The following is an 18,668-nucleotide window of genomic DNA, read 5'->3' as shown; positions in this document are numbered from 1 at the left end:
GCCTCCTTGCCTTGCTGTGGAGTATTGCGGTCAGGATTTCAAAAGGTTGTTTCATTCGGTCATGATCCGCTCTTGGGAGATGAACCCTTCAGCTTCGGGGCCAGCTCTTCATCCCACCATTTTTTATGCTCCATTCTGACGTAGGTCTCGCTGACCTTGCCGCTGATCATGCCGGGCAGGGCCCAGTAAACCAGGGTGAAATATACGTGGCCCAGGGTTGTAATCACAATGATGAATACAGCGATATTGTGGAGTACACCCATGAAGTTGAATACAGGTGGTCCCATGTAGCCGACTCCCAGCCACATGGACAGTCCGGATATGGCCAGGGCAAGATAGAGAATACCCATCAGGATATGATGAATTTTATGCCCGGCGTTAAGTTTTCCCTGAGGCGGTATACCGCCGGTATGGCCCAGAATATATCGGGGCATGGCCAGGTGAAATCCTATATCGCTCTTTTCAAATTTCAGGGTATCGCTGATGAACTCCCTGAATCCTTTGGGATCTATGACAATATAGACAAAAGGGGCTAAAAGAAAAATCACTGCAAAGTATCTGTGCAAAGTACCGGCCAGGCCGCTTTCGGTCCATTGGGACAACAAAGGAGTAGTATATAGAACACCCGTACACAGGAGCCCGAAAAAGGCAAAGGTGTGAAGCCAGTGCACGAATCTGCGCCTCTTGTTGAATCTTTGGATCAAGATTTCGCTGCTGTTATTTGACATCTTTTTCCTCCTGCTCAATCTGTTTGAGTCTGGCCAGCTCTTTGAGATGGTTACGGCGGGCAAAAAAGTAGGTTACTCCTAAAATGCCTGTTGCCATAAGGGAAAGAAGCAGCGTGGTCGGGCGGACAATATCTTTCCAGAATGCCAGAGAGGTATCCACCACTGCTGCAGCGGTGGGGCCGGGCAGGTCGTATTTGTCCGGGCTGCCAGCCAGTATCCAGATGAGGTTCAGGTCTTCTTCTCCGTAAAGCTGGGCCTGGGGTAAAGAATAAGTTGATTTGATCTGAGCCAGGCGTTCTTTGGCCATAGCCAGAATGTCCTGTCGAAAATTAAAATGCAGGGCGTCTTCCGGGCAAGCCTGGGCACAGGCTCCGCAACTTGTACACCTGTTCACCCAGACATTGCGCAGGTTGAAATAGGCTGTCTTGGACATTCTGGGGTGCTTGAAGGGACAGGCGTCAACACAGTACCCGCAGGCTGCACATTTCTGGGAATCATAACTGACCAGACCGTTTCCCCTGAGAAAAGTCGCTCCTGTGGGACAGGCCCTGACACATGCCGGGCGGATGCATTGCATGCAGGAGTTGCGCCTGGTAATGTGGACCGGCAGCCCTGAAGCGTTCTGGCTCATATAGATGACGCTTGCATGTTCGGGCAGCCCGTTGACCCTTTTGCACGCTTTTTCGCAGACTCCGCAATTGATGCATTTTATGCTGTCATAAAGAAAAGCTGACTGTCTGGACAGGTCAGGACCTGCCCCAGCCAGGCCGGGCCGATAAAGCAGTAGAGCCCCGGATGCTGCAGCCCCTTTCAGGAAGTGGCGGCGTTTCATTCTTTCTTCCTGCATTCAACACCTCCAGGCTTAATTAATTGGATACTTAAATTTTTTAATAAAACTATATCCTGGAGAGTGCCGAGTAGCAAGGTTTTTTTTAAAAAAGGCCAATGAGTTTGCTTTTTTTATTTAGCACATATCTTGTCCATCTGCCCTTAAGCGCAGCAGTGTTAATGTGCCGACAGCCATCAGCACCGCTGCTAGCCCAAAACCAGCCACTGGGGATACAGCAGTCCACACCACGCCAACGGTTGCACTGGAAACGAACTTGGTCGTGCCATTGACTGTACCCAGGGCACCGTAGCAAGTGGTCAGGGTGTCTGGCTGCACCATCTCTGCCGTGACTGTGGACTCCAGTGCTTCCTGAACCGCAATAAAAAGGCCCGCAATGAAGAAAATGAAGGCCAGCAACGACACGCTGTCAATGTTCATCCAGAAGGCCACTGCCATCAGCATGGCCGTAAGCACGCCCAGAGCATACCCTGCAATCAACACCGGAAATTGGCCGATGCGATCAGCAACTACCCCTATTGGGTAGGACACGGCAACCTGCGCCACATTGCGCCAAACGTAGAGTAGCCCTGCCACTTGTGCTGCCTGGACTACTCCCAGTGAAGGGGTGAGCAGGGTGGTGGCTGCCAGAATCAGCAGAGTGTGGGAAAAATCGCCCATGCCGAAGATCCCGACTGCTCCGAGATAACCTTTGAAGCGCGAGGGAAGACTGCGTAGTGTGCTGAAGAAGCGCATGGCCGGATTGGGCATGTGCTGTGGGTCATTGACCAGCATCAGAAAGGCCAGAACCGCCAGTCCTCCAGGAATCAGGGATAACCAGAGGACCATCCGGAATGGCCCTGAAGCATCACTCCAGTACAGTCCTTCTGCCCAGCCCAGCAGGGCCACCCCGAGCAGGGGCCCCAACACGGCCCCTATGGTGTCTGTTGCCCGGTGGAACCCGAAAGCACGACCGCGTGTTTGTGGTGACACGGCCTGGGCAACAATGGCGTCACGCAGGGGGCCACGCAGCCCCTTGCCGAACCAGGATAAGGTGCGTCCGACCAGAATCAGCGGCCAGGATGCGGCCAGTGCGATCAGAACCTGCCCGAGGGGCGTCAAGCTGTATCCGGTCAGTACCAGCAACTTTCGATATCCCAGTTTATCGGCTATGTAGCCTGAAACCATCTTGGTGAAGCTGGCCACGGCATCGGCAATACCTTCAATGAGTCCAAGAATCGCAGCCGGCAGACCAAGCACGGCCAGAAAGCCTGGCAGGATTACGGTCGTAGTTTCATAGCAGAAGTCCCCCAGTGCACTGGTGATGCCTGCTCCTACAACAGTTCGGTTGAGCCAGCTTCTGGGTTTGCCGCCGGTTGGGACTTTTATGGGACCAGTTTCTTTTATCACACACCACGCTCGAGTTTTCTAATCAGCTGAGTCTGCGAACAGACGCATGTGTTGTTGTGTCTGTCATGCCTGCAGACAATGGGTTTCAGGTGATGATAATCAGCAGGTACATCTAAGATTCCCTGGGGTTACTGGGATTTGTGGGGTTCGTTGCAGCTTTTTTCATGGGCCTGGAATACGCGCTGGGCGTAGGCATCCAGCAATGCCTCGCAGCCCTTGAGTCTTTCTGCTGCCTCGGTTGCCAGGTTGGCCCTATAGAAGTCGAGCCTAGCGATCTTTTCCAGCCAAGACTGGAGTTTTTTAAGATCGACATCGTTCTCTTCCAGTTCAGCGTAGGTGAAGTGCTGGACTTGGGTTTCATGTGCGATTTCAGCTTCAAAATCCGAGCACTTGCCGATGAATTCCTTATATTGCTCGTCCCGGTCAGCCCTGAAGCGGGCAATAACCTTCTCCTGCTGTGCCGGATCAAGGGCGGTTGTTTCCAGCAGAATGGATTCACCTGCCATCTTGTTGATCTCGTTTTCGATGATTTTGAACTGGCGGGTGTGGTCGTCTGTCTTGGGCAGCAAGCAGACACCGTTTTGCAGGTAAACAGCGCCCATGCCCTTGAGCTTGCGCCACAGCGCAATGCGCTTTCTAGCCGGTTCAGGGGGCACCTTGTATGTTAGCAATAGCCATCTTTCTGAGTTCATTTGAACAATTTAAATGTTACGATGGTTACATGTCAAGGGCGATTTTGCAGGCCAAATTTTCATATAAATTGAGGCGCCAGACAGCAGGTAGGGGACTGCTTTGCTGCCGGTCAATGCAGATCTTTTTTCCAACCGCTGGTTTTCCTAATCTCTGCAGTAGCTGATTATTGTCTAATGTTCAGGAAGATGATGATTATTCATAGCCTTAATATGCTACCTAAAGTTGACATCCTCGGCAAAGTGCCTTTGTCCAGAGTTGAATTCTGGCTCAAGACTGAAGTGAGGTAGGCATGAACACAGTGGTCCAGTACGAGTATGACAGGCTTGCCAAAAACTTTTTTCTATATCAAAATTCGATATCGAAATTAGATAAAGGAAAATGAAGATGGAACACCACGATCTTTTGTCCGGCCTGGTACGGTTGCACGTGCTGCATCATTCTGCAGAACATGAAGTTTACGGTCAGTGGATGATTGATGAGCTGGCCGAACATGGCTACCGGTTGAGTCCAGGCACTTTGTATCCTATGCTCCATTCTATGGAGAAAAAGGGATACCTGGTTTCCAGGAAGGTCCGGGAAGGCAAGGTCCAGCGCAAGCTTTACCGGATCACGGAAAAGGGAGTCCAGGGTCTGGATTTGGCCAGAAAACACCTCCAGGAGCTTATAAAAGAGACAGGAAACAAGGAAGAACACAAGGAGGTCGGCTCATGACAAGTTCTGTATTTTCAAGATCAATTGAAGTGTTCAAAGCCTTTCTCTTGCTTGGGCTCAGCTCCTTTGGCGGACCTATTGCTCATCTAGGCTATTTTCGGACCGAGTTTGTTGAGAAGCGTAAATGGCTGGATGAAAAATCGTATGCTGACCTGGTGGCCCTGACCCAGTTTTTGCCTGGTCCGGCCAGCAGCCAGGTTGGCTTTGCCCTGGGTCTGATGCGCGGAGGACCCTTGGGCGCAGCTGCGGCCTGGACTGCCTTTACTTTGCCTTCAGCCATAATTCTGATTCTGTTCGCCCTGGGCGCGGCAGTCATGGAGGGACCTGTTGGAAGCGGGATTATCCACGGTCTGAAAATCGTGGCTGTAGCCATTGTGGCTCATGCGGTCTGGGGCATGGCCAGATCGCTCTGCCCGGACCGGGAAAGAGCCAGCATAGCTCTGGGAGCTGTGCTGATCGTGGTCCTCAGTGCAGGTCCCCTGGGCCAGGTGGCTGCCATTGCAGCAGGCGGCCTGGCAGGACTGTGGCTGACCAGGAATATGGCCGACCAATATGCCGATGATCTTCACTTTCCAGTATCCAGGACAGCAGGGATCCTCTGTTTGACCCTGTTTGTGGTGTTGCTTCTGGGTCTTCCTCTGCTGACCCTTGTGTTTCCGATTCAGTCCCTGGCTGTTTTTGATTCATTTTACCGGGCCGGATCTCTGGTCTTTGGCGGCGGGCACGTGGTCCTGCCTCTTTTGGAGGCAGGTGTGGTCCAGCCGGGCTGGGTCACTCCGGACCAGTTCCTGGCCGGTTATGGTGCTGCCCAGGCCGTTCCTGGTCCGCTGTTCACATTTGCTGCGTACCTGGGCTGGGTTTTGGAGCCATTACCCAATGGTCCGGCTGGCGCAGCCATCGCCCTAGCAGCCATTTTTGTGCCCGGGTTCCTGTTGTTGGTGGGAGTTCTTCCTTTCTGGAATTCATTCAGGAAGATGGCCTCGGCCCAGGCTTTGATGCGAGGAGCCAATGCAGCGGTCGTGGGAGTACTTGGTGCGGCCCTGTACAAGCCGGTATGGACCAGTGCCATTCTGGGTCCTTATGAGTTTGCCCTGGCGCTGACCGGTTTTATCCTGCTGGAAACATGGAAGGCTCCATCCTGGATGGTGGTGATTGTCTGCGCTCTGGGAGGGCTGGTTATCAGCCTGGTGTAGCATCATGACATATCAGAAGAACAGGAGGATCTGCCGGTGTGTGAGGTGGAGGCAGCTAGCAATATTGCTAGCTGCCTGGAAGAGAACAAGGTACTGTTCATCTGTGACTATTTTTGGATCACACAGTTTCAGCCCTGTGGAATAATCGTGTCCAGGTAATCTATTTTTCACGTAGTTGTTTTTCTGTATTCATGTTCCCAATTTCATACAAAAAATTATGATGCAGCAGGCTAGTTGAACAAAGCGTTCCTGCTTGCAGGGGGTTGGGGCGGCTGTTAGGATGAAGCTGAGAATTGCTTTGATTGGTCGGGGAGCAGTGGCTTGTTTAAATACAATCAGATAGTTGAGGCCAGGGAGTTTCAGGTTTTGATTGAAAATAGCGTCCATACAGTAATGGAAGACCAGGAGTATAAATTGGTAAGCATTGACCATCTATTGTCCAAAACTGAAAACAATGAACCCCTGACCAGGGAGGAACTGATCCATCTCCTTTCATTTCCTCCGGATTCTCCCGAATCTTTCAGGATCATGGGTCGGGCCGGAATGATCTCCAGGGAGGTGGTATCATGCAGGGCTGAGATTCATGGTCAGCTGGCTCTGGATCTTGCTCCGTGCGTCTGTGGCTGCAAGTTCTGCTCGTTTGCCCAGGAAAACAGGATCTTCAGCCAGGAAACCAGGATCAGCCCTGAAGATGCTGTAGGATATGCAATGCAGTTCGCAAGACAGGGGGTAAACGCTCTGTACGTGATGACCACGGCCCAGTATCCCTTTGGCCGGTTTATTGAGATCTCTCAGGAAATCAGGAATAAACTTGATCCGGGGGTGATAATGGTGGCCAATGTGCCGGATCAGTCCCTGGAGCGGGCCCGGCGGATCAAGGATGCTGGTTATTCGGGTGTTTACCACGCCCTGAGAATGAGGGAGGGCCAGGATACCCTGATTCCACCGGAGAAGAGAAAGCAGAGCATCCGCAATTTCCAGGAAGCCGGATTAAAGGTGGGCACTTGCGTGGAGCCGGTGGGACCAGAGCATTCCCACGAAGAACTGGCTGATGCAATTTTGTTTGCTGGGTCCATTGGTCCGGCTTTCAGCGGTGCTGCCAGAAGGATCATGATTCCTGGGACTGAAATGGAAAAAAGAGGTATGATCAGCGAGTTGCGCATGGCCCAGATAGTTGCTGTGACCAGGCTTGGAACTCCCAGGTCGGTCAAAGGGTTCTGCACTCATGAGCCTTGTACCCTGGGCGCTGTGGCCGGCGCCAACCTGTTCTGGGCTGAGACCGGTTCCAACCCCAGGGATGTTCAGGAAAAGACCGAAAAGGGCCGGGGGCTGAGTCCAGCCGAGTGCAGAACCATTTACTCTGAAAGTGAATGGAAAATTCTGAACGGACCTTCGGTCTATTTTTCATAGCCTTCTCAATTTAGCGAATCAAGTTTGAGATGTGCGTTCTGGGAGCAGGGAGGTTGCCCCCAACCAATCCTGCTGTCTCCAGACCCTGCCCAGGGTTTTGAGCATTCAGCCCCAACCAAGGATCTGACAGGAACTCTAACCCATCAGTCTATCTCGCCTGTCTTCAGTTCTGCACGAGATGACTGGTATTATTTTCTAACTTGTTGACAGCATATAAACGATTGTTTATATGTTTATCTAAACCAAAATCATGGAGATGATTTTTGTCTGATAGGTCCAGAAACAAAGAATCTTTAGGCATTTACTTCAACGCTGCCCAAGTAGCCAAGTCCCTGGCTGATGAAAACCGGTTGCGCATCCTGGAATGCCTTGAAGATGGAAAGCACTCGGTGAGTGCTCTGGTTGAAAAGCTGGGGCTTTCCCAGCCGCTGGTATCCCATCATCTCCGTGAACTTAAAAGGACTGCTCTGGTCCGGGTGGAAAGAAAGGGGCCATTTGTCTACTATGAATTGACTGACGCAGGCGTACTTGACCTGATGAGGTCCTTGAGCCGAATGGCAGATTTGCTGCTCAAATCAAGAATACATTTTTAATAAAGCTAACCAGGAGAAAACAGCTTATGTCTGACTCCATTAATAGCATGCAGGGCCAGATTCAAAGGCTGATCCATGCTCTGGAACCTGATGCTGCCCTGGAGGTGTTGGGCTCACTTTTGAAAGATCTGCTTGTTCAACTGGATGAACAGGATCGGGTTGAGTTTATTCTGGGTCTTGTTGGGCATGAGGACACAGACAAGCTCAGCAGCATGGTCCATCTCTGAATGGCCAAATGTCTGGACGAAGGTGTCGATCCAACCCAGATGTGCAGATCCCTGGTGGACAGGATTTCCAGGTCTGAAGTTCTGAAAACAATTGCCGAACCTGAACTTCTGCCTCTTTTTGAAGACTGGCTTGAGGAGCTGGAAAAGGAATTGATTGCCCAAATGCAAGACAGAAAAAATGAAAGCCTGATTCAGGTGGCTGAGATGCTTGGCCTGTCCAGGTCAGGAGCGGCGTTTCTAAAGGCCAAACTGGAGCAGGAAGGAAAACTGTAAACCAGCTCAAGGAGACTGGGATGAAGCCAAAACAGACTATTTTGTTTGTAGGGCTGGCCATAGGATTGGCAGGGCTGGCTTTGTGGCTGACCAACAGGCCAGAACCAGTCTATCAGGGTTCATGGGAAACCGCCCTTCAGGAAGCCAGACAGGGCGGGTACGAACTGGTGGACACCCATGGTCTCTGGGAGCTTTATCAGACCGATCCAGATCTGCTCATAGTCGACACCAGGCAGAGCTGGGAATATCGGCTTGGTCACATTCAGGGCGCAGATAATTTCTCCATGGACCCCACGTGGTGGGACCGCTGGCGAAAACGCGGCGAAATGAGGGAGTTTCTGGGGGAGGACAAGTCCCGGCCCATTGTCTTTTACTGAGACGGCCTGGATTGAGTCATCAGTGACTCTGCAGCCCGGGTGGCTGTTAATCTAGGTTATGAACAAGTGCTTCGTGATCCCCTGGGATTTGAGGAATGGGAACAGCTTGGTTTTCCGGTTGAAAGAGCTGATCCGGACCGCCCCATCCAGTCTCTGCCTCCTGAACCTCCAGGTCCCCTTTCTGGCCTGGCCCTGCTGGGCACGCTTCTGGGCGTCTTTCTGGGAGGTCTGGCCCTGAATCTGACTCCATGTGTGTATCCCCTGATTCCAATAACGGTTTCATTTTTCGGAGGCAGAAGCGGCCAGAGCCGGGGCAGGCTTGTTGTTCACGGTCTTTTGTATATTGGAGGTCTGGCCCTGACCAATTCTATTCTTGGAGTGGCCGCAGCCCTGACTGGCGGGCTAATGGGCGGTCTTCTCCAGAATCCGCTGGTTTTGTGCGGACTAGCCATGATTCTGATTGTCTTTGCCCTGAGCATGTTCGGTTTCTGGGAGCTGCAGATGCCAGCCTCCCTGAACAAGGCGGCATCCAAATCTTTTGGGGGTTATTTTGGCAGCCTGTTTATGGGGCTGACCATCGGAGTTGTTGCCGCACCCTGCATCGGGCCCTTTATACTTGGTCTTTTGGCCTGGGTGGCAGCCATGGGCAGTCCTGTCATGGGCTTTCTGATTTTTTTCTTTTTAAGCCTGGGACTGGGAACACCTCTATTTTTTCTGGCTGTGTTTTCTGGCAGGCTGCAAAGCCTGCCCCGTTCCGGAGAATGGATGCTCTGGGTGCGTAAGCTCCTGGGTTGGGTCCTGGTTGGCATGGCCGTTTATTTTCTCAGGCCCCTGGCCGGAGAAATGATCGGACTGCTGATGATGGCTGGAGTACTGCTGGCCGCAGTAGTGCATCTGTCCATACTGGACAGGACGGTTGCTGGATTCAAAGGGTTTTACTGGATGAAGTCGGCTGTAATCCTGGTGGGATTGTTTACAGCCCTGTTTCTGGTTGGATCATGGATTTTCAAGGGTCCGGGAGTGGACTGGAAGAATTATTCTGAGGAACTCCTGGAACAGGCCATGATGGAGAACAGGCCGGTGATCCTGGATTTTTACGCAGACTGGTGCGCGCCCTGCAGACGTCTGGAGAATGAGACTTTCCACGATCCTGACGTGGTGGAGCTTTCCAGGGAGTTCGTCAGCATCAAGGTGGACCTTACCAGAGGAGGAGTGCCTCTTCACGAATACCTGGTGGAAAAATACAGAGTGCCCGGTGTGCCCACGGTCATCTTCCTGTCCCCGGACGGAATGGAAATGAAAGATTTGCGGGTTATTGACTATATGCCGCCGGAACGTTTTTTGGGACTGATGCAGAATGCATTGCAAACAACTAGGGGTTGATCATGCTCAGTGTAACATTCTTTTTAAATGAGCCCATGGGCAAAACCTGACGCCATTTCAAAGAAATGATGTCCGGTCTGGACAAAAAATATCCTGTACAAATCAATGTGGTTTCCAAACCGTTTAGTGAATATAGAAACCTTAAATATCAAGAAAGCAAACTTCCTGTGGCTCCAGCCATAATGATCGGCCAGGAAGTGCTGGTGCAGGGTCAAGACATCCAGCAGCATGATCTGGAGAAAGCCATCAGGGCAAGGCTTGGGAATTGATAAATTATCAGTACCTGGGCCGAAGCTGACCGGAAAAATATTCAGCTGAATCTTTTAATACAGGGAGAAAAATGAAATGTTGAAGGTCCATTTTTTTCTTAATGAGCCAAGTGGAAAGCCGTGAAAGGGCTTTCTGAAAATGATGCCCAGGCTGGGTGAGAAATACGATATCCAGATTGAAACTACTTCCAAACCCATTGCTGACTATCAGACAGACGAATACTTTGAACTGGACCTTCCAGTTGCTCCAGCGGTCATGGTTGGAGATGATATAGTGGTTGAAGGAAGCGGAATCGATCAATACGAACTGGAAAAGGTTATCTGCAAACACCTTGGCCTGGAACCGCCTGATCCTGCTCCAAAGGGTATTCTGGGCCGTCTGCTGGGCAGGTAGGGAGAAGGTCGTGACTGGACAGCATAATTACCTGATCAAGGCTTTTTTATTTCTTATGTTCATCCTGCTGGCCGTTTATCTGGTCAGGTTCAGTCCTGTCAGCGGATTCTTTTCTCCCAGGGCGCTGACCGAACTGGTGGAGGAAGCCGGGTTCTGGGCGCCGGTATCTTTTATCATTCTTTACGCTGCCGGGGTGTGCCTGTTCATTCCCGGTACTGTGCTTACCGGAATTGGTGCAGCCATATTTGGACCATACTTCGGGTTTGTCTATGTCTGGTTCGGAGCCATGCTGGGAGCCTCTGGAGCATTCTTCATTGCCAGATACCTTGGGCGCGACTTTGCTGCTTCCCTGATCAAGGGCAGGCTGGCCAGGTATGATCAGGCCATTGAACGTAACGGGTTTGCCACAGTCTTGTATCTTCGTCTGGTCTATTTTCCGTTTACACCAATGAATTTCGGCATGGGCCTGACCAGAGTCAGGTTCTGGGATTATTTTGCCGGGACAGGCCTGGGCATTATTGTGGGAACCTTTATCTTCACCTTTTTCATAGGGACCATCAGAAATGTCTGGCTTTCAGGTGACTGGTGGGGACTGCTTTCCTGGCAGGTGTTTTTGTCTTTGGCCTTGCTCGGCTTTTCCCTTTACCTGCCAAAGCTGGTCAAGAGGATTAAAGGGGAGTCTTGATAGTGGCTTTGCCGGAACTGGCCAGCCAAGTCCTTGGAAGATGCGAGCTCTGTGGGCTTTGCTCTGAAAACTGTTCTTTTTTGAAGAAGTGGGGCCTTCCAGGGGATATTGCCCGTTCTGTTCTGAACCATGAGTCCCGGACAGATCCTTTTGAGTGCAGCCTGTGCAGTCTGTGCACAGGTGTATGCCCGGTGGGGGTTGATCCTGCCGGCATGTTCCTGGCCATGCGCAGGGAGTCCCTGACCCGCAGTCCGGCAATACTCAGAAAATACTGGCGTCTTTTGCTCTATGAGCGGCTGAATAGTTCAGCCCTTTTATCCTGGTATAAGCCTTCCCGGACCAGCGAAAGTGTGTTTTTTCCCGGCTGTGCCCTGGCCGGAACCAGACCGGATGCCACCTGGGCATTGTTTATTGAGCTTAAGAGGTATATGCCCGGATTAGGAGTGGTTCTGGATTGCTGCTGCAGACCTTCCCATGATCTGGGCAATACAGTCCTGGTTGAAAAACGTTTGCAAAGGATGCTGGAAAGGCTTCATGTTCAGGGAGTCAGGCAGATAATCACGGCCTGCCCCAGCTGTTATTCCCTGTTCCAGGTCTGTGCTCCCAAATTGTCGATCAGAATGGCCTGGGAGGTTCTGCCAGGAATGAGGCTGGCTCATGAAAAAGCCCCTAAACACAAACTCCGTCTGCATGATTCCTGTGCCTTACGGTTTTTTCCAGGAGTTCAGGCCGGAATACGTGACTATCTTGCTGAATCAGGCCTGATTTGTGAAGAATTTCCAGATAATTTTGCCTGCACCTTGTGCTGCGGGGAGGGCGGGGCAGTGGGGTTTTTGAACAGGGATATGGCTCTGGCATGGGGCAGGGTACGCAAGGACCAGGCCGGTGATGACCTGGTGCTCACTTATTGCGCAGGTTGCACCGATTATCTCAGACTTGCCGGGATCAAGGCCGTTCATTTGATTGACTTTCTGATTCATCCGGAAAAGGCCCTGGCTGGTAATACAAGCCAGGTAAAATCGCCCTGGACCTATTGGAACAGGCTGAGGCTTAAATTCCGGTTCATCAGGGAAGTGTCAAAGCCGGAGAATTGCCAGTGAGCCAGTCCAGACAAGTCATGGAAATATCCGTTATTGTCCCGGTTTTCAGGGAACAGGCCGGAATCAATGCCTTTGTCCGCCATCTGGTGGATATTTTTCCTGTGGACAGACATGAGATTATTGTTGTTGACGGCAGTCCGGACGAGGAGACCCGGAAAGCTCTGGATGTTCCAGGCATATCTACGCTTGCTTCTGACAAGGGCAGAGCCAGGCAGATGAATGCCGGAGCAGGCCAGGCCACGGCCCAGGTCCTTTTATTTGTCCATGCAGACACCAGACTTCCGGCCAATTCCGCCCAGCTCATTCCAAGCGCACTAAAAGATGAAAATATTGTTGGCGGATCCTTTTCCCTGGGTATAACCTCTGAAAGGCCATTTCTCAAATTGGTTGAGCAGGTTGCTAATCTGCGTTCCAGGTGGACCAGAGTGCCGTACGGAGATCAGGGGATATTTGTTCGCAGGGATTATTTTTATAAGATTGGAGGTTTTAAAGACATTCCCATTATGGAGGATCTGGAGTTCATGACCAGGATCAAAAAGTCAGGAGGAAAAATCGAAATTCTTCCGGAAAGGGTCAAGACTTCTGACAGACGCTGGGAAAGAGAGGGGCCTCTTTACTGTACATTGAGAAACTGGCTGATTAGAATCATGTATCACTGCAAAGTATCTGCAGACAGGATTTCAAGTTTTTACAGGTAAGACTGGAGATCATGGCCAGTTCTGGCCGGGTTCTTGTGCTGACTAAAAACGGCCCCAGCCTGGATTGACCTGTCCGCGACAGGGGAGCTCAGGAAGGGTTGATTCTTTAAAAAAGGTTTAAACTTTGTTTCTGGACATTGCTTTCCAGACATTAATCAGGCCGTTGGTGGAAGGATCATGACTTGAAACCTCCAGATCATCCTCCAATTCAGGCTCAATGACTCTGGCCAGTTCCTTGCCCAGCTCCACACCCCACTGGTCAAAAGAGTTTATGTTCCAGACTGCTCCCTGGACAAAAATCTTGTGCTCATACAGAGCAATGAGTGCTCCGAGGCTTTTGGGAGTGAGTTCAGGCAGCATGATGGAGTTGGAAGGCCTGTTTCCGGGGAACACTCTGTGGGGAAGAAGATGGCTTATTTCTTTTCCCGGTCTTTTGCCAGCCTGCATCTCTTTTAGAACCTGGGCCTTTGTCCTGCCGGTCATCATGGCTTCTGTCTGGGCCAGGTAATTGGCCAGCAAAAGTCTATGCTGTTTGGGATGATGGTTGGGCTGACGGGCAAAGATTATGAAGTCGCAGGGCACAAGCCTTGTCCCCTGGTGCAGGAGCTGGAAAAAAGCGTGCTGGCCATTTGTGCCGGGTTCGCCCCAGATCACCGGCGCGGTTTCATAGTCGGTCTGCTGGCCATCAAGGGTCACGGACTTTCCGTTACTTTCCATTTCAGCCTGCTGCATATAGGCGGGGAACTCTTCCAGATACTGGCTGTAAGGCAAAAGAGCATGGGTCTGAGCCTTGAAGAAATCTGAGTACCAGATTCCAAGCATCCCCATGACAGCCGGCATGTTTTGTTCCAAGGGGGAGTTTCTGAAATGTTCGTCCATTTCATGGGCTCCTGAGAGCAGTTCTATAAAGCTATCCATCCCAATGGACAGGGCTATGGGCAGGCCGATGGCCGACCACAGGGAAAATCTTCCCCCAACCCAGTCCCAGAAGGAGAACATGTTTTCAGGATCGATTCCAAACTCCCGGACCCTGGAGGTGTTGGTGGATACTGCTACAAAATGGGCCGGGATATGCATTTCATCCATTGCCCCTTTTAAAAACCATTCCCTGGCCCTGGTGGCGTTGAACATGGTCTCCTGAGTTGTGAAGGTTTTGGAAGCTATGATGAACAGAGTGGTTTGCTGGTCCAGTGTTGCCAGAGTATTTTCCAGGTGGGCCGGGTCCACATTGGATACAAAGTGGATGTTTAAGCCTGGTTTGGCATAAGCTGACAGGGCTTTTGTGACCATCTTGGGGCCCAGATCCGAGCCGCCGATGCCGATATTGACCACGTCTTTGATGGGCTTTTTTGTCCAGCCTTGCCACCGGCCCTGTCTGACCCTGGATGAAAAACTGCTCATCTTATCCAGGACCCTGTTCACTTCCGGCATCACGTCCTGGCCGTCCACCATTATGGCCCGGTTTGACCTGTTGCGAAGTGCTATATGCAGGACACTGCGGTGTTCTGTGAAATTTATCTTTTCTCCATTGAACATGGCCTGGATTCGTGGCTCCAGATCCATATCCCTGGCCAGGGAAAACAAAAGTTTCATTGTTTCCTGGTTGATCCTGTTTTTTGAATAATCCAGAAATACCTGTCCTGCCTGGAGAGAGTAATTTGAAAACCTTTTACTGTCTTTGGCAAACATGTCTTGCATGTGTTGTTCTTTAATCTGCTGGAAATGCTTTTGCAGCTTGGGCCAGGCCTGGGTCTGGGTTGGCTTGGACATTAAAAATCTCCTTGGTTTTCTGGCGTTGATCACTCTTAACTATCTCTTAGAAACAAGTCCTTGGCAATGCAAAAAAATTAACAACTTGCAGTTTGTTAAGCCCTTAGGTAATTCTTGGATTTAGAAAAGTGAATGGGGCTGTTAAGTCGGTCCTGATGGTTCATTAGAATTTCGGATGGTCCTTAAGGGAAAAATGTTGGAAATTCCATCAATGGCATATCTTCATGGAGAAGTGCTTGCATGAAAGAGCAAAATACCTGCCTGGCAGTAATGCTCAAGTATCCAGAGCCGGGCAGAGTCAAAACCAGGCTTGGCAGGGTGATTGGGATGAGCCAGGCTGCCAGGCTTTACAGAGGGTTTGTTCTTAGATTGATGGAGTCCTGCAAGTCGGTTGGATATGAAGTGGTGCTCAGCTGTCATCCTGATCGCCCTGTCCATGATTATAAAAAATGGCTTGGGTCGGGCTACAGGTTTGTGGTCCAGGATGGTGATGATCTTGGTCTAAACATGATGGGCTGCTTTGAACGTGTTTTTGGCATGGGATTTAAAAGGGTTGTCCTTGTTGGCAGTGATTTGCCCCACTTGTCCATGGGATATATGAAAACTGCCATCCAGCGGCTTGAAAGTAATGATGTAGTGGTTGGACCTGCCAGAGACGGTGGATACTATCTGCTGGGCATGAGCCAGGACGCTTATAGCCCAGTTTTTTTTCAGGATATTAGCTGGAGCGGACCTGATGTTTTCAGCCGAACTATGGAAATTGTGGAGGATAATAACCTGAAGAGCTTTATTCTTCCCTGTCTCAGAGATGTGGATACTGTGGATGATTTAAAATTTATTCTGATCCGTGAGGGAATCGAACTTGACAGACCTGGCGGTTTGAACAGGGCTGTGGAGGAATTGATAGGCAGGTATGGCCTGTTTTGATACTTAATCCGGGCTTGACTTTGGTAATGTGGACATTTATAAATTACTTATTTAGCTAATTGTGCAAATATAAAATTATGATCAGGATGCTTCAACAAACCAAGGCTCTGGCCGACGGCAACCGGCTGCGAATAATTGCAGCCCTGTCAAGATTCCCTGAGCTGTGTGTCTGCCAGATAACTGAGCTTCTGGGCCTGGCCATGGCCACGGTATCCCGGCATATGGGGGTCCTGCAGAATGCAGGGCTGGTGGAGAGCAGGAAAGACGGACGCTGGGTATACTACAGCCTGGCCAGTGATTTTCCGGTGAAACTCAAGTTGTGGATTGAAGCTGATCTCATGCCCAGTCCAGAGATTGAAGCAGATAGAGTCCGGCTGGATGAGATCACTGCCATTCAGGTGGAGGAGCTGTGCAGGAAAAAAGCTGGTCCCTGTGACCAGGAGTAAAAAGTTTAATTTGAAAACTGTTTCCGGATGCTGGAAATACTGGTTTCCGGATGAAAACCAGTTCAAGGTGGTCAAAAAATATGGATAAGCACAAGTCTGATAGAATCAGCCAAAAAATGTCATTGCTGGACCGGTATTTAACGGTCTGGATATTCGCAGCCATGGTCCTGGGAGTTCTCATCGGATTTTTTTTCAAGGGGCCGGTGGAGAGCTTTAATGAAGTATTAACTGTGGGCGAGCACACCAATCTGCTTATAGCCTTTGGTCTGATTCTGATGATGTATCCGCCTCTGGCCAAGGTCAAATACGAACTTATGCCCAGGGTTTTCTCAGATTTTAAGATCCTGGGTCTTTCTTTGGTCCAGAACTGGATCATAGGACCCATCCTCATGTTTACCCTGGCTGTGGGCTTTTTTGGATTTGTGGCTCCGGCCCTGTTTGGCCCTGATGAACGCTGGGGATACTATATGGTTGGGCTCATTCTGGTGGGAATTGCCAGATGCATTGCCATGGTCCTGGTCTGGAATACTCTGGCTAAAGGTAACAGTGAATACGCAGCCGGGTTGGTGGCTCTGAACAGTGTGTTTCAGATTGTGACTTTTGGGTTTTATGCCTGGGTGTTCATCACTGTCCTGCCGCCCTTTTTTGGATTGGAAGGTATTGTTGTGGACGTGACCATCGGTGAGATCTTCGCCAGCGTCATGATCTATCTGGGCATTCCGTTCGGGGCCGGGATCCTGAGCCGGGTGATCCTGCTGCCCATTAAGGGGCATCAGTGGTATGACAGTGTATTCATCCCTAAGATATCCCCTATTACCCTGATTGCTCTACTTTTCACCATTGTGGTCATGTTCAGCATGCAGGGTGAGCAGATTATTTACCGGCCCCTGGATGTTATCTGGATCGCTGTGCCCTTGACCTGTTACTTTGTGTTCATGTTTTTGATAAGCTTTTTCATGGCCTCCAAGCTGGGCGCTGATTACAGCCGCAGCGCCACTCTGGCCTTTACTGCTTCGGGCAATAACTTTGAGCTGGCTATTGCCGTGGCCATTGCGGTCTTCGGCATTGCTTCGCCCATTGCCTTTGCTACGGTGGTGGGACCTTTGGTGGAGGTTCCGGTACTCATCGGTCTGGTCCATGTCAGCCTGTATTTCTTAAGAAAGGTGTTTGGGAACGTGGTCCGGGATGATGGCCTGGAAACTGAAACTTTCGGGGGTGCAGGCCGGGCCTGCCAGGCCGGACAACGGGTTTCAGAAACAATGACCAGAAAATAGCCGTCAAGAACTGTACCCTGGTACAGCTTTTGACAGGGAGTATCACAACTTCCACTTTGATACAGGTATAGTTCGGTCAGATTCAAGATGAACAGGTTAAAATACTTCAGACTGGGGCTTATGGCCATAACTATAGTTATGGCCATGATTCTGCCTGGGGAGGCGGGGGCGAAAACCCTTGAGCAAAAGGTCGGTCAAATGATCATGGTCGGGATTACTGGCTTTAAAGTGGCTGATGATAATCCGGTTGTCAGGGACATTGTCGACTATGGCATCGGCGGCGTGGTGTTACTTGAAGATGAAGCATGGCCAAAAGAGACAGAAAACAGCTCTGATTCGTCGGCCTGGTTGAGAGAAATGACTGCAAGCTTGAGAAACCTGCCTGGTGGAGACAGGCTGCTTATAGCGGTCAGCCACGAGGGTGGAGAGTTTACTACCCTCAAGGAAGGGCTTGGTTTTAACAGGTCATTAGCTCAAGGTTATCTTGGTGAAAATGACAATATCAGCCTGACCATGAAAAGCGCCCTTGATTCTGCACAGTACATATCAGATCTGGGTTTTAATCTGAATCTGGCTCCACTGGTAAACCTGGGTCCAGCCCAGTCAAAGAATGAACTGCACTTCCAGGACAGGTTTTTTTCCCAGGATCCAGATGTTGTTCTTAACCATGCCTGGGAAGTGATCAATGCCTATCGAGTTTTCAGGGTGCTCACAGCAGTAAAGTATTTCCCTGGCATCCCGGAAGAACTTCACGGTTCCTATAAAGGTTTTCCTGATATCTCCAAGTCCTGGGATGACAGGGAACTCTCTGTATTTCAAGAGCTTATTCAGGACCCTGGATGTGACCTGGTCATGATTGGGCATTATTACAACACTCACCTTGATCCTGAATGGCCAGCCAGTTTGTCGGAAAGGACAATCAACGGGGTGCTGCGTCAAAAGCTCGGTTTTGACAAAGTGGTAATATCTGATGATATGCTGAGTGAGGCCATGCAGGACAATTATTCACTGGACAAGATCCTGGAAAGAGCTGTTCTGGCAGGTGTGGATATGATAATGTTTGGCAACAGCTTGGTCCATGAGCCGGATATTGCAAAAAGAAGTATTCAAACAATAGTGAATCTGGTTGACCAAGGCAGAATAAGTAAGAGCAGGATTGATGAGTCTTATGAGAGAATAGCTGAACTCAAGTCCAGGCTAAGGCCCCCGGTTGAAAGTGATTGCTCATTTTGTTTGGAGTAGCTGCCGACTTTTGTTTGAGGACTTTTTCTTAGTTTTCAC

Annotated in this window: 19 protein-coding genes and 1 pseudogene; 15 read left to right on the top strand and 5 right to left on the bottom strand. The window is 50.5% G+C overall.

What is annotated here, in order from left to right:
• Positions 1 to 59: 59 nt before the first annotated feature.
• From P771_RS0113305 to P771_RS0113290, 4 genes are all read right to left on the bottom strand, one after another.
• Positions 60 to 728 (bottom strand): formate dehydrogenase subunit gamma, encoded by a 669-nt coding sequence (locus P771_RS0113305; protein WP_028575522.1) that lies wholly within the window; start codon positions 726 to 728, stop codon positions 60 to 62.
• Positions 718 to 1,575, bottom strand: coding sequence for a 4Fe-4S dicluster domain-containing protein (locus P771_RS0113300; protein ID WP_028575521.1), 858 nt, complete (start codon positions 1,573 to 1,575; stop codon positions 718 to 720). Before P771_RS0113300 ends, P771_RS0113305 begins: the two co-directional genes overlap by 11 nt.
• Before the next feature lie 117 nt (positions 1,576 to 1,692).
• A complete protein-coding gene (locus P771_RS0113295) occupies positions 1,693 to 2,964 on the bottom strand; it encodes an MFS transporter (RefSeq protein ID WP_208595975.1) in 1,272 nt (423 codons plus the stop codon).
• Between the two features lie 128 nt (positions 2,965 to 3,092).
• The gene (locus P771_RS0113290) at positions 3,093 to 3,635 is read right to left on the bottom strand and encodes a Chromate resistance protein ChrB (RefSeq protein WP_208595974.1); all 543 of its coding nucleotides are present in this window, start codon (positions 3,633 to 3,635) and stop codon (positions 3,093 to 3,095) included.
• Positions 3,636 to 4,041: 406 nt separating this feature from the next.
• Between P771_RS0113290 and P771_RS0113280 the strand changes: the two genes are divergently transcribed.
• The 11 genes and pseudogenes from P771_RS0113280 to P771_RS0113220 all read left to right on the top strand — a co-directional run bounded on the left by P771_RS0113280 (position 4,042) and on the right by P771_RS0113220 (position 12,970).
• A complete protein-coding gene (locus tag P771_RS0113280; RefSeq protein WP_028575518.1) occupies positions 4,042 to 4,368 on the top strand; it encodes a PadR family transcriptional regulator in 327 nt (108 codons plus the stop codon).
• Entirely contained in the window at positions 4,365 to 5,561 is a 1,197-nt protein-coding gene (gene chrA, locus P771_RS0113275) for a chromate efflux transporter (protein ID WP_028575517.1), read from the top strand. The genes P771_RS0113280 and chrA overlap by 4 nt, the downstream gene beginning before the upstream one ends.
• A 321-nt stretch (positions 5,562 to 5,882) precedes the next feature.
• Positions 5,883 to 6,971: a radical SAM protein gene (locus P771_RS0113270; RefSeq protein WP_208595973.1), complete on the top strand. Its 1,089-nt coding sequence runs from the start codon at positions 5,883 to 5,885 to the stop codon at positions 6,969 to 6,971.
• Between the two features lie 263 nt (positions 6,972 to 7,234).
• Positions 7,235 to 7,564: an ArsR/SmtB-type metalloregulator TsoR gene (tsoR, locus tag P771_RS0113265; RefSeq protein WP_028575515.1), complete on the top strand. Its 330-nt coding sequence runs from the start codon at positions 7,235 to 7,237 to the stop codon at positions 7,562 to 7,564.
• Positions 7,565 to 7,590: 26 nt separating this feature from the next.
• On the top strand, positions 7,591 to 8,064 hold the full coding sequence (gene tsoA / locus P771_RS19195) for an LULAXC motif selenoprotein TsoA (protein WP_334290382.1): 474 nt from the start codon (positions 7,591 to 7,593) through the stop codon (positions 8,062 to 8,064).
• A gap of 20 nt (positions 8,065 to 8,084) precedes the next feature.
• Positions 8,085 to 9,824 carry a rhodanese/DsbD fusion-like selenoprotein TsoB gene (gene tsoB, locus P771_RS0113245; protein ID WP_332113278.1) on the top strand — a complete coding sequence of 580 codons (1,740 nt, stop codon included), beginning with the start codon at positions 8,085 to 8,087 and terminating at the stop codon, positions 9,822 to 9,824.
• Positions 9,825 to 9,886: 62 nt separating this feature from the next.
• Positions 9,887 to 10,093 (top strand): annotated as a pseudogene (tsoC, locus tag P771_RS19190) (NEPxGxxU motif selenoprotein TsoC); the annotation flags it as partial.
• Positions 10,094 to 10,169: 76 nt separating this feature from the next.
• A complete protein-coding gene (gene tsoC, locus P771_RS0113235; RefSeq protein ID WP_332369879.1) occupies positions 10,170 to 10,487 on the top strand; it encodes an NEPxGxxU motif selenoprotein TsoC in 318 nt (105 codons plus the stop codon).
• 10 nt (positions 10,488 to 10,497) lie between these two features.
• Positions 10,498 to 11,172 carry a TVP38/TMEM64 family protein gene (locus tag P771_RS0113230; protein ID WP_028575508.1) on the top strand — a complete coding sequence of 225 codons (675 nt, stop codon included), beginning with the start codon at positions 10,498 to 10,500 and terminating at the stop codon, positions 11,170 to 11,172.
• A gap of 2 nt (positions 11,173 to 11,174) precedes the next feature.
• Positions 11,175 to 12,272, top strand: coding sequence for a (Fe-S)-binding protein (locus tag P771_RS17655; RefSeq protein WP_161635983.1), 1,098 nt, complete (start codon positions 11,175 to 11,177; stop codon positions 12,270 to 12,272).
• Entirely contained in the window at positions 12,269 to 12,970 is a 702-nt protein-coding gene (locus tag P771_RS0113220; RefSeq protein ID WP_208595972.1) for a TIGR04283 family arsenosugar biosynthesis glycosyltransferase, read from the top strand. The genes P771_RS17655 and P771_RS0113220 overlap by 4 nt, the downstream gene beginning before the upstream one ends.
• 117 nt (positions 12,971 to 13,087) lie before the next feature.
• On the opposite strand, the gene pgi is transcribed toward P771_RS0113220, so the two are convergent.
• Positions 13,088 to 14,740 carry a glucose-6-phosphate isomerase gene (pgi, locus tag P771_RS0113215; protein ID WP_028575507.1) on the bottom strand — a complete coding sequence of 551 codons (1,653 nt, stop codon included), beginning with the start codon at positions 14,738 to 14,740 and terminating at the stop codon, positions 13,088 to 13,090.
• Positions 14,741 to 14,980: 240 nt separating this feature from the next.
• Here pgi and P771_RS17650 point away from each other — a divergent pair, with 240 nt between their 5' ends.
• From P771_RS17650 to P771_RS17645, 4 genes are all read left to right on the top strand, one after another.
• A complete protein-coding gene (locus tag P771_RS17650; protein WP_051617340.1) occupies positions 14,981 to 15,667 on the top strand; it encodes a TIGR04282 family arsenosugar biosynthesis glycosyltransferase in 687 nt (228 codons plus the stop codon).
• An 86-nt stretch (positions 15,668 to 15,753) separates the two neighbouring features.
• Positions 15,754 to 16,113: an ArsR/SmtB family transcription factor gene (locus P771_RS0113205; protein WP_244147332.1), complete on the top strand. Its 360-nt coding sequence runs from the start codon at positions 15,754 to 15,756 to the stop codon at positions 16,111 to 16,113.
• 80 nt (positions 16,114 to 16,193) lie between these two features.
• Positions 16,194 to 17,387, top strand: a complete 1,194-nt coding sequence (gene arsB, locus P771_RS0113195) for an ACR3 family arsenite efflux transporter (protein WP_028575505.1) — start codon at positions 16,194 to 16,196, stop codon at positions 17,385 to 17,387.
• 87 nt (positions 17,388 to 17,474) lie between these two features.
• On the top strand, positions 17,475 to 18,629 hold the full coding sequence (locus P771_RS17645; protein ID WP_051617339.1) for a glycoside hydrolase family 3 N-terminal domain-containing protein: 1,155 nt from the start codon (positions 17,475 to 17,477) through the stop codon (positions 18,627 to 18,629).
• Positions 18,630 to 18,668 lie beyond the last annotated feature (39 nt).

Source organism: Desulfonatronovibrio hydrogenovorans DSM 9292, from assembly GCF_000686525.1.
Lineage (GTDB): Bacteria > Desulfobacterota > Desulfovibrionia > Desulfovibrionales > Desulfonatronovibrionaceae > Desulfonatronovibrio > Desulfonatronovibrio hydrogenovorans.
This window is presented reverse-complemented; position numbering and strand designations above follow the sequence as displayed.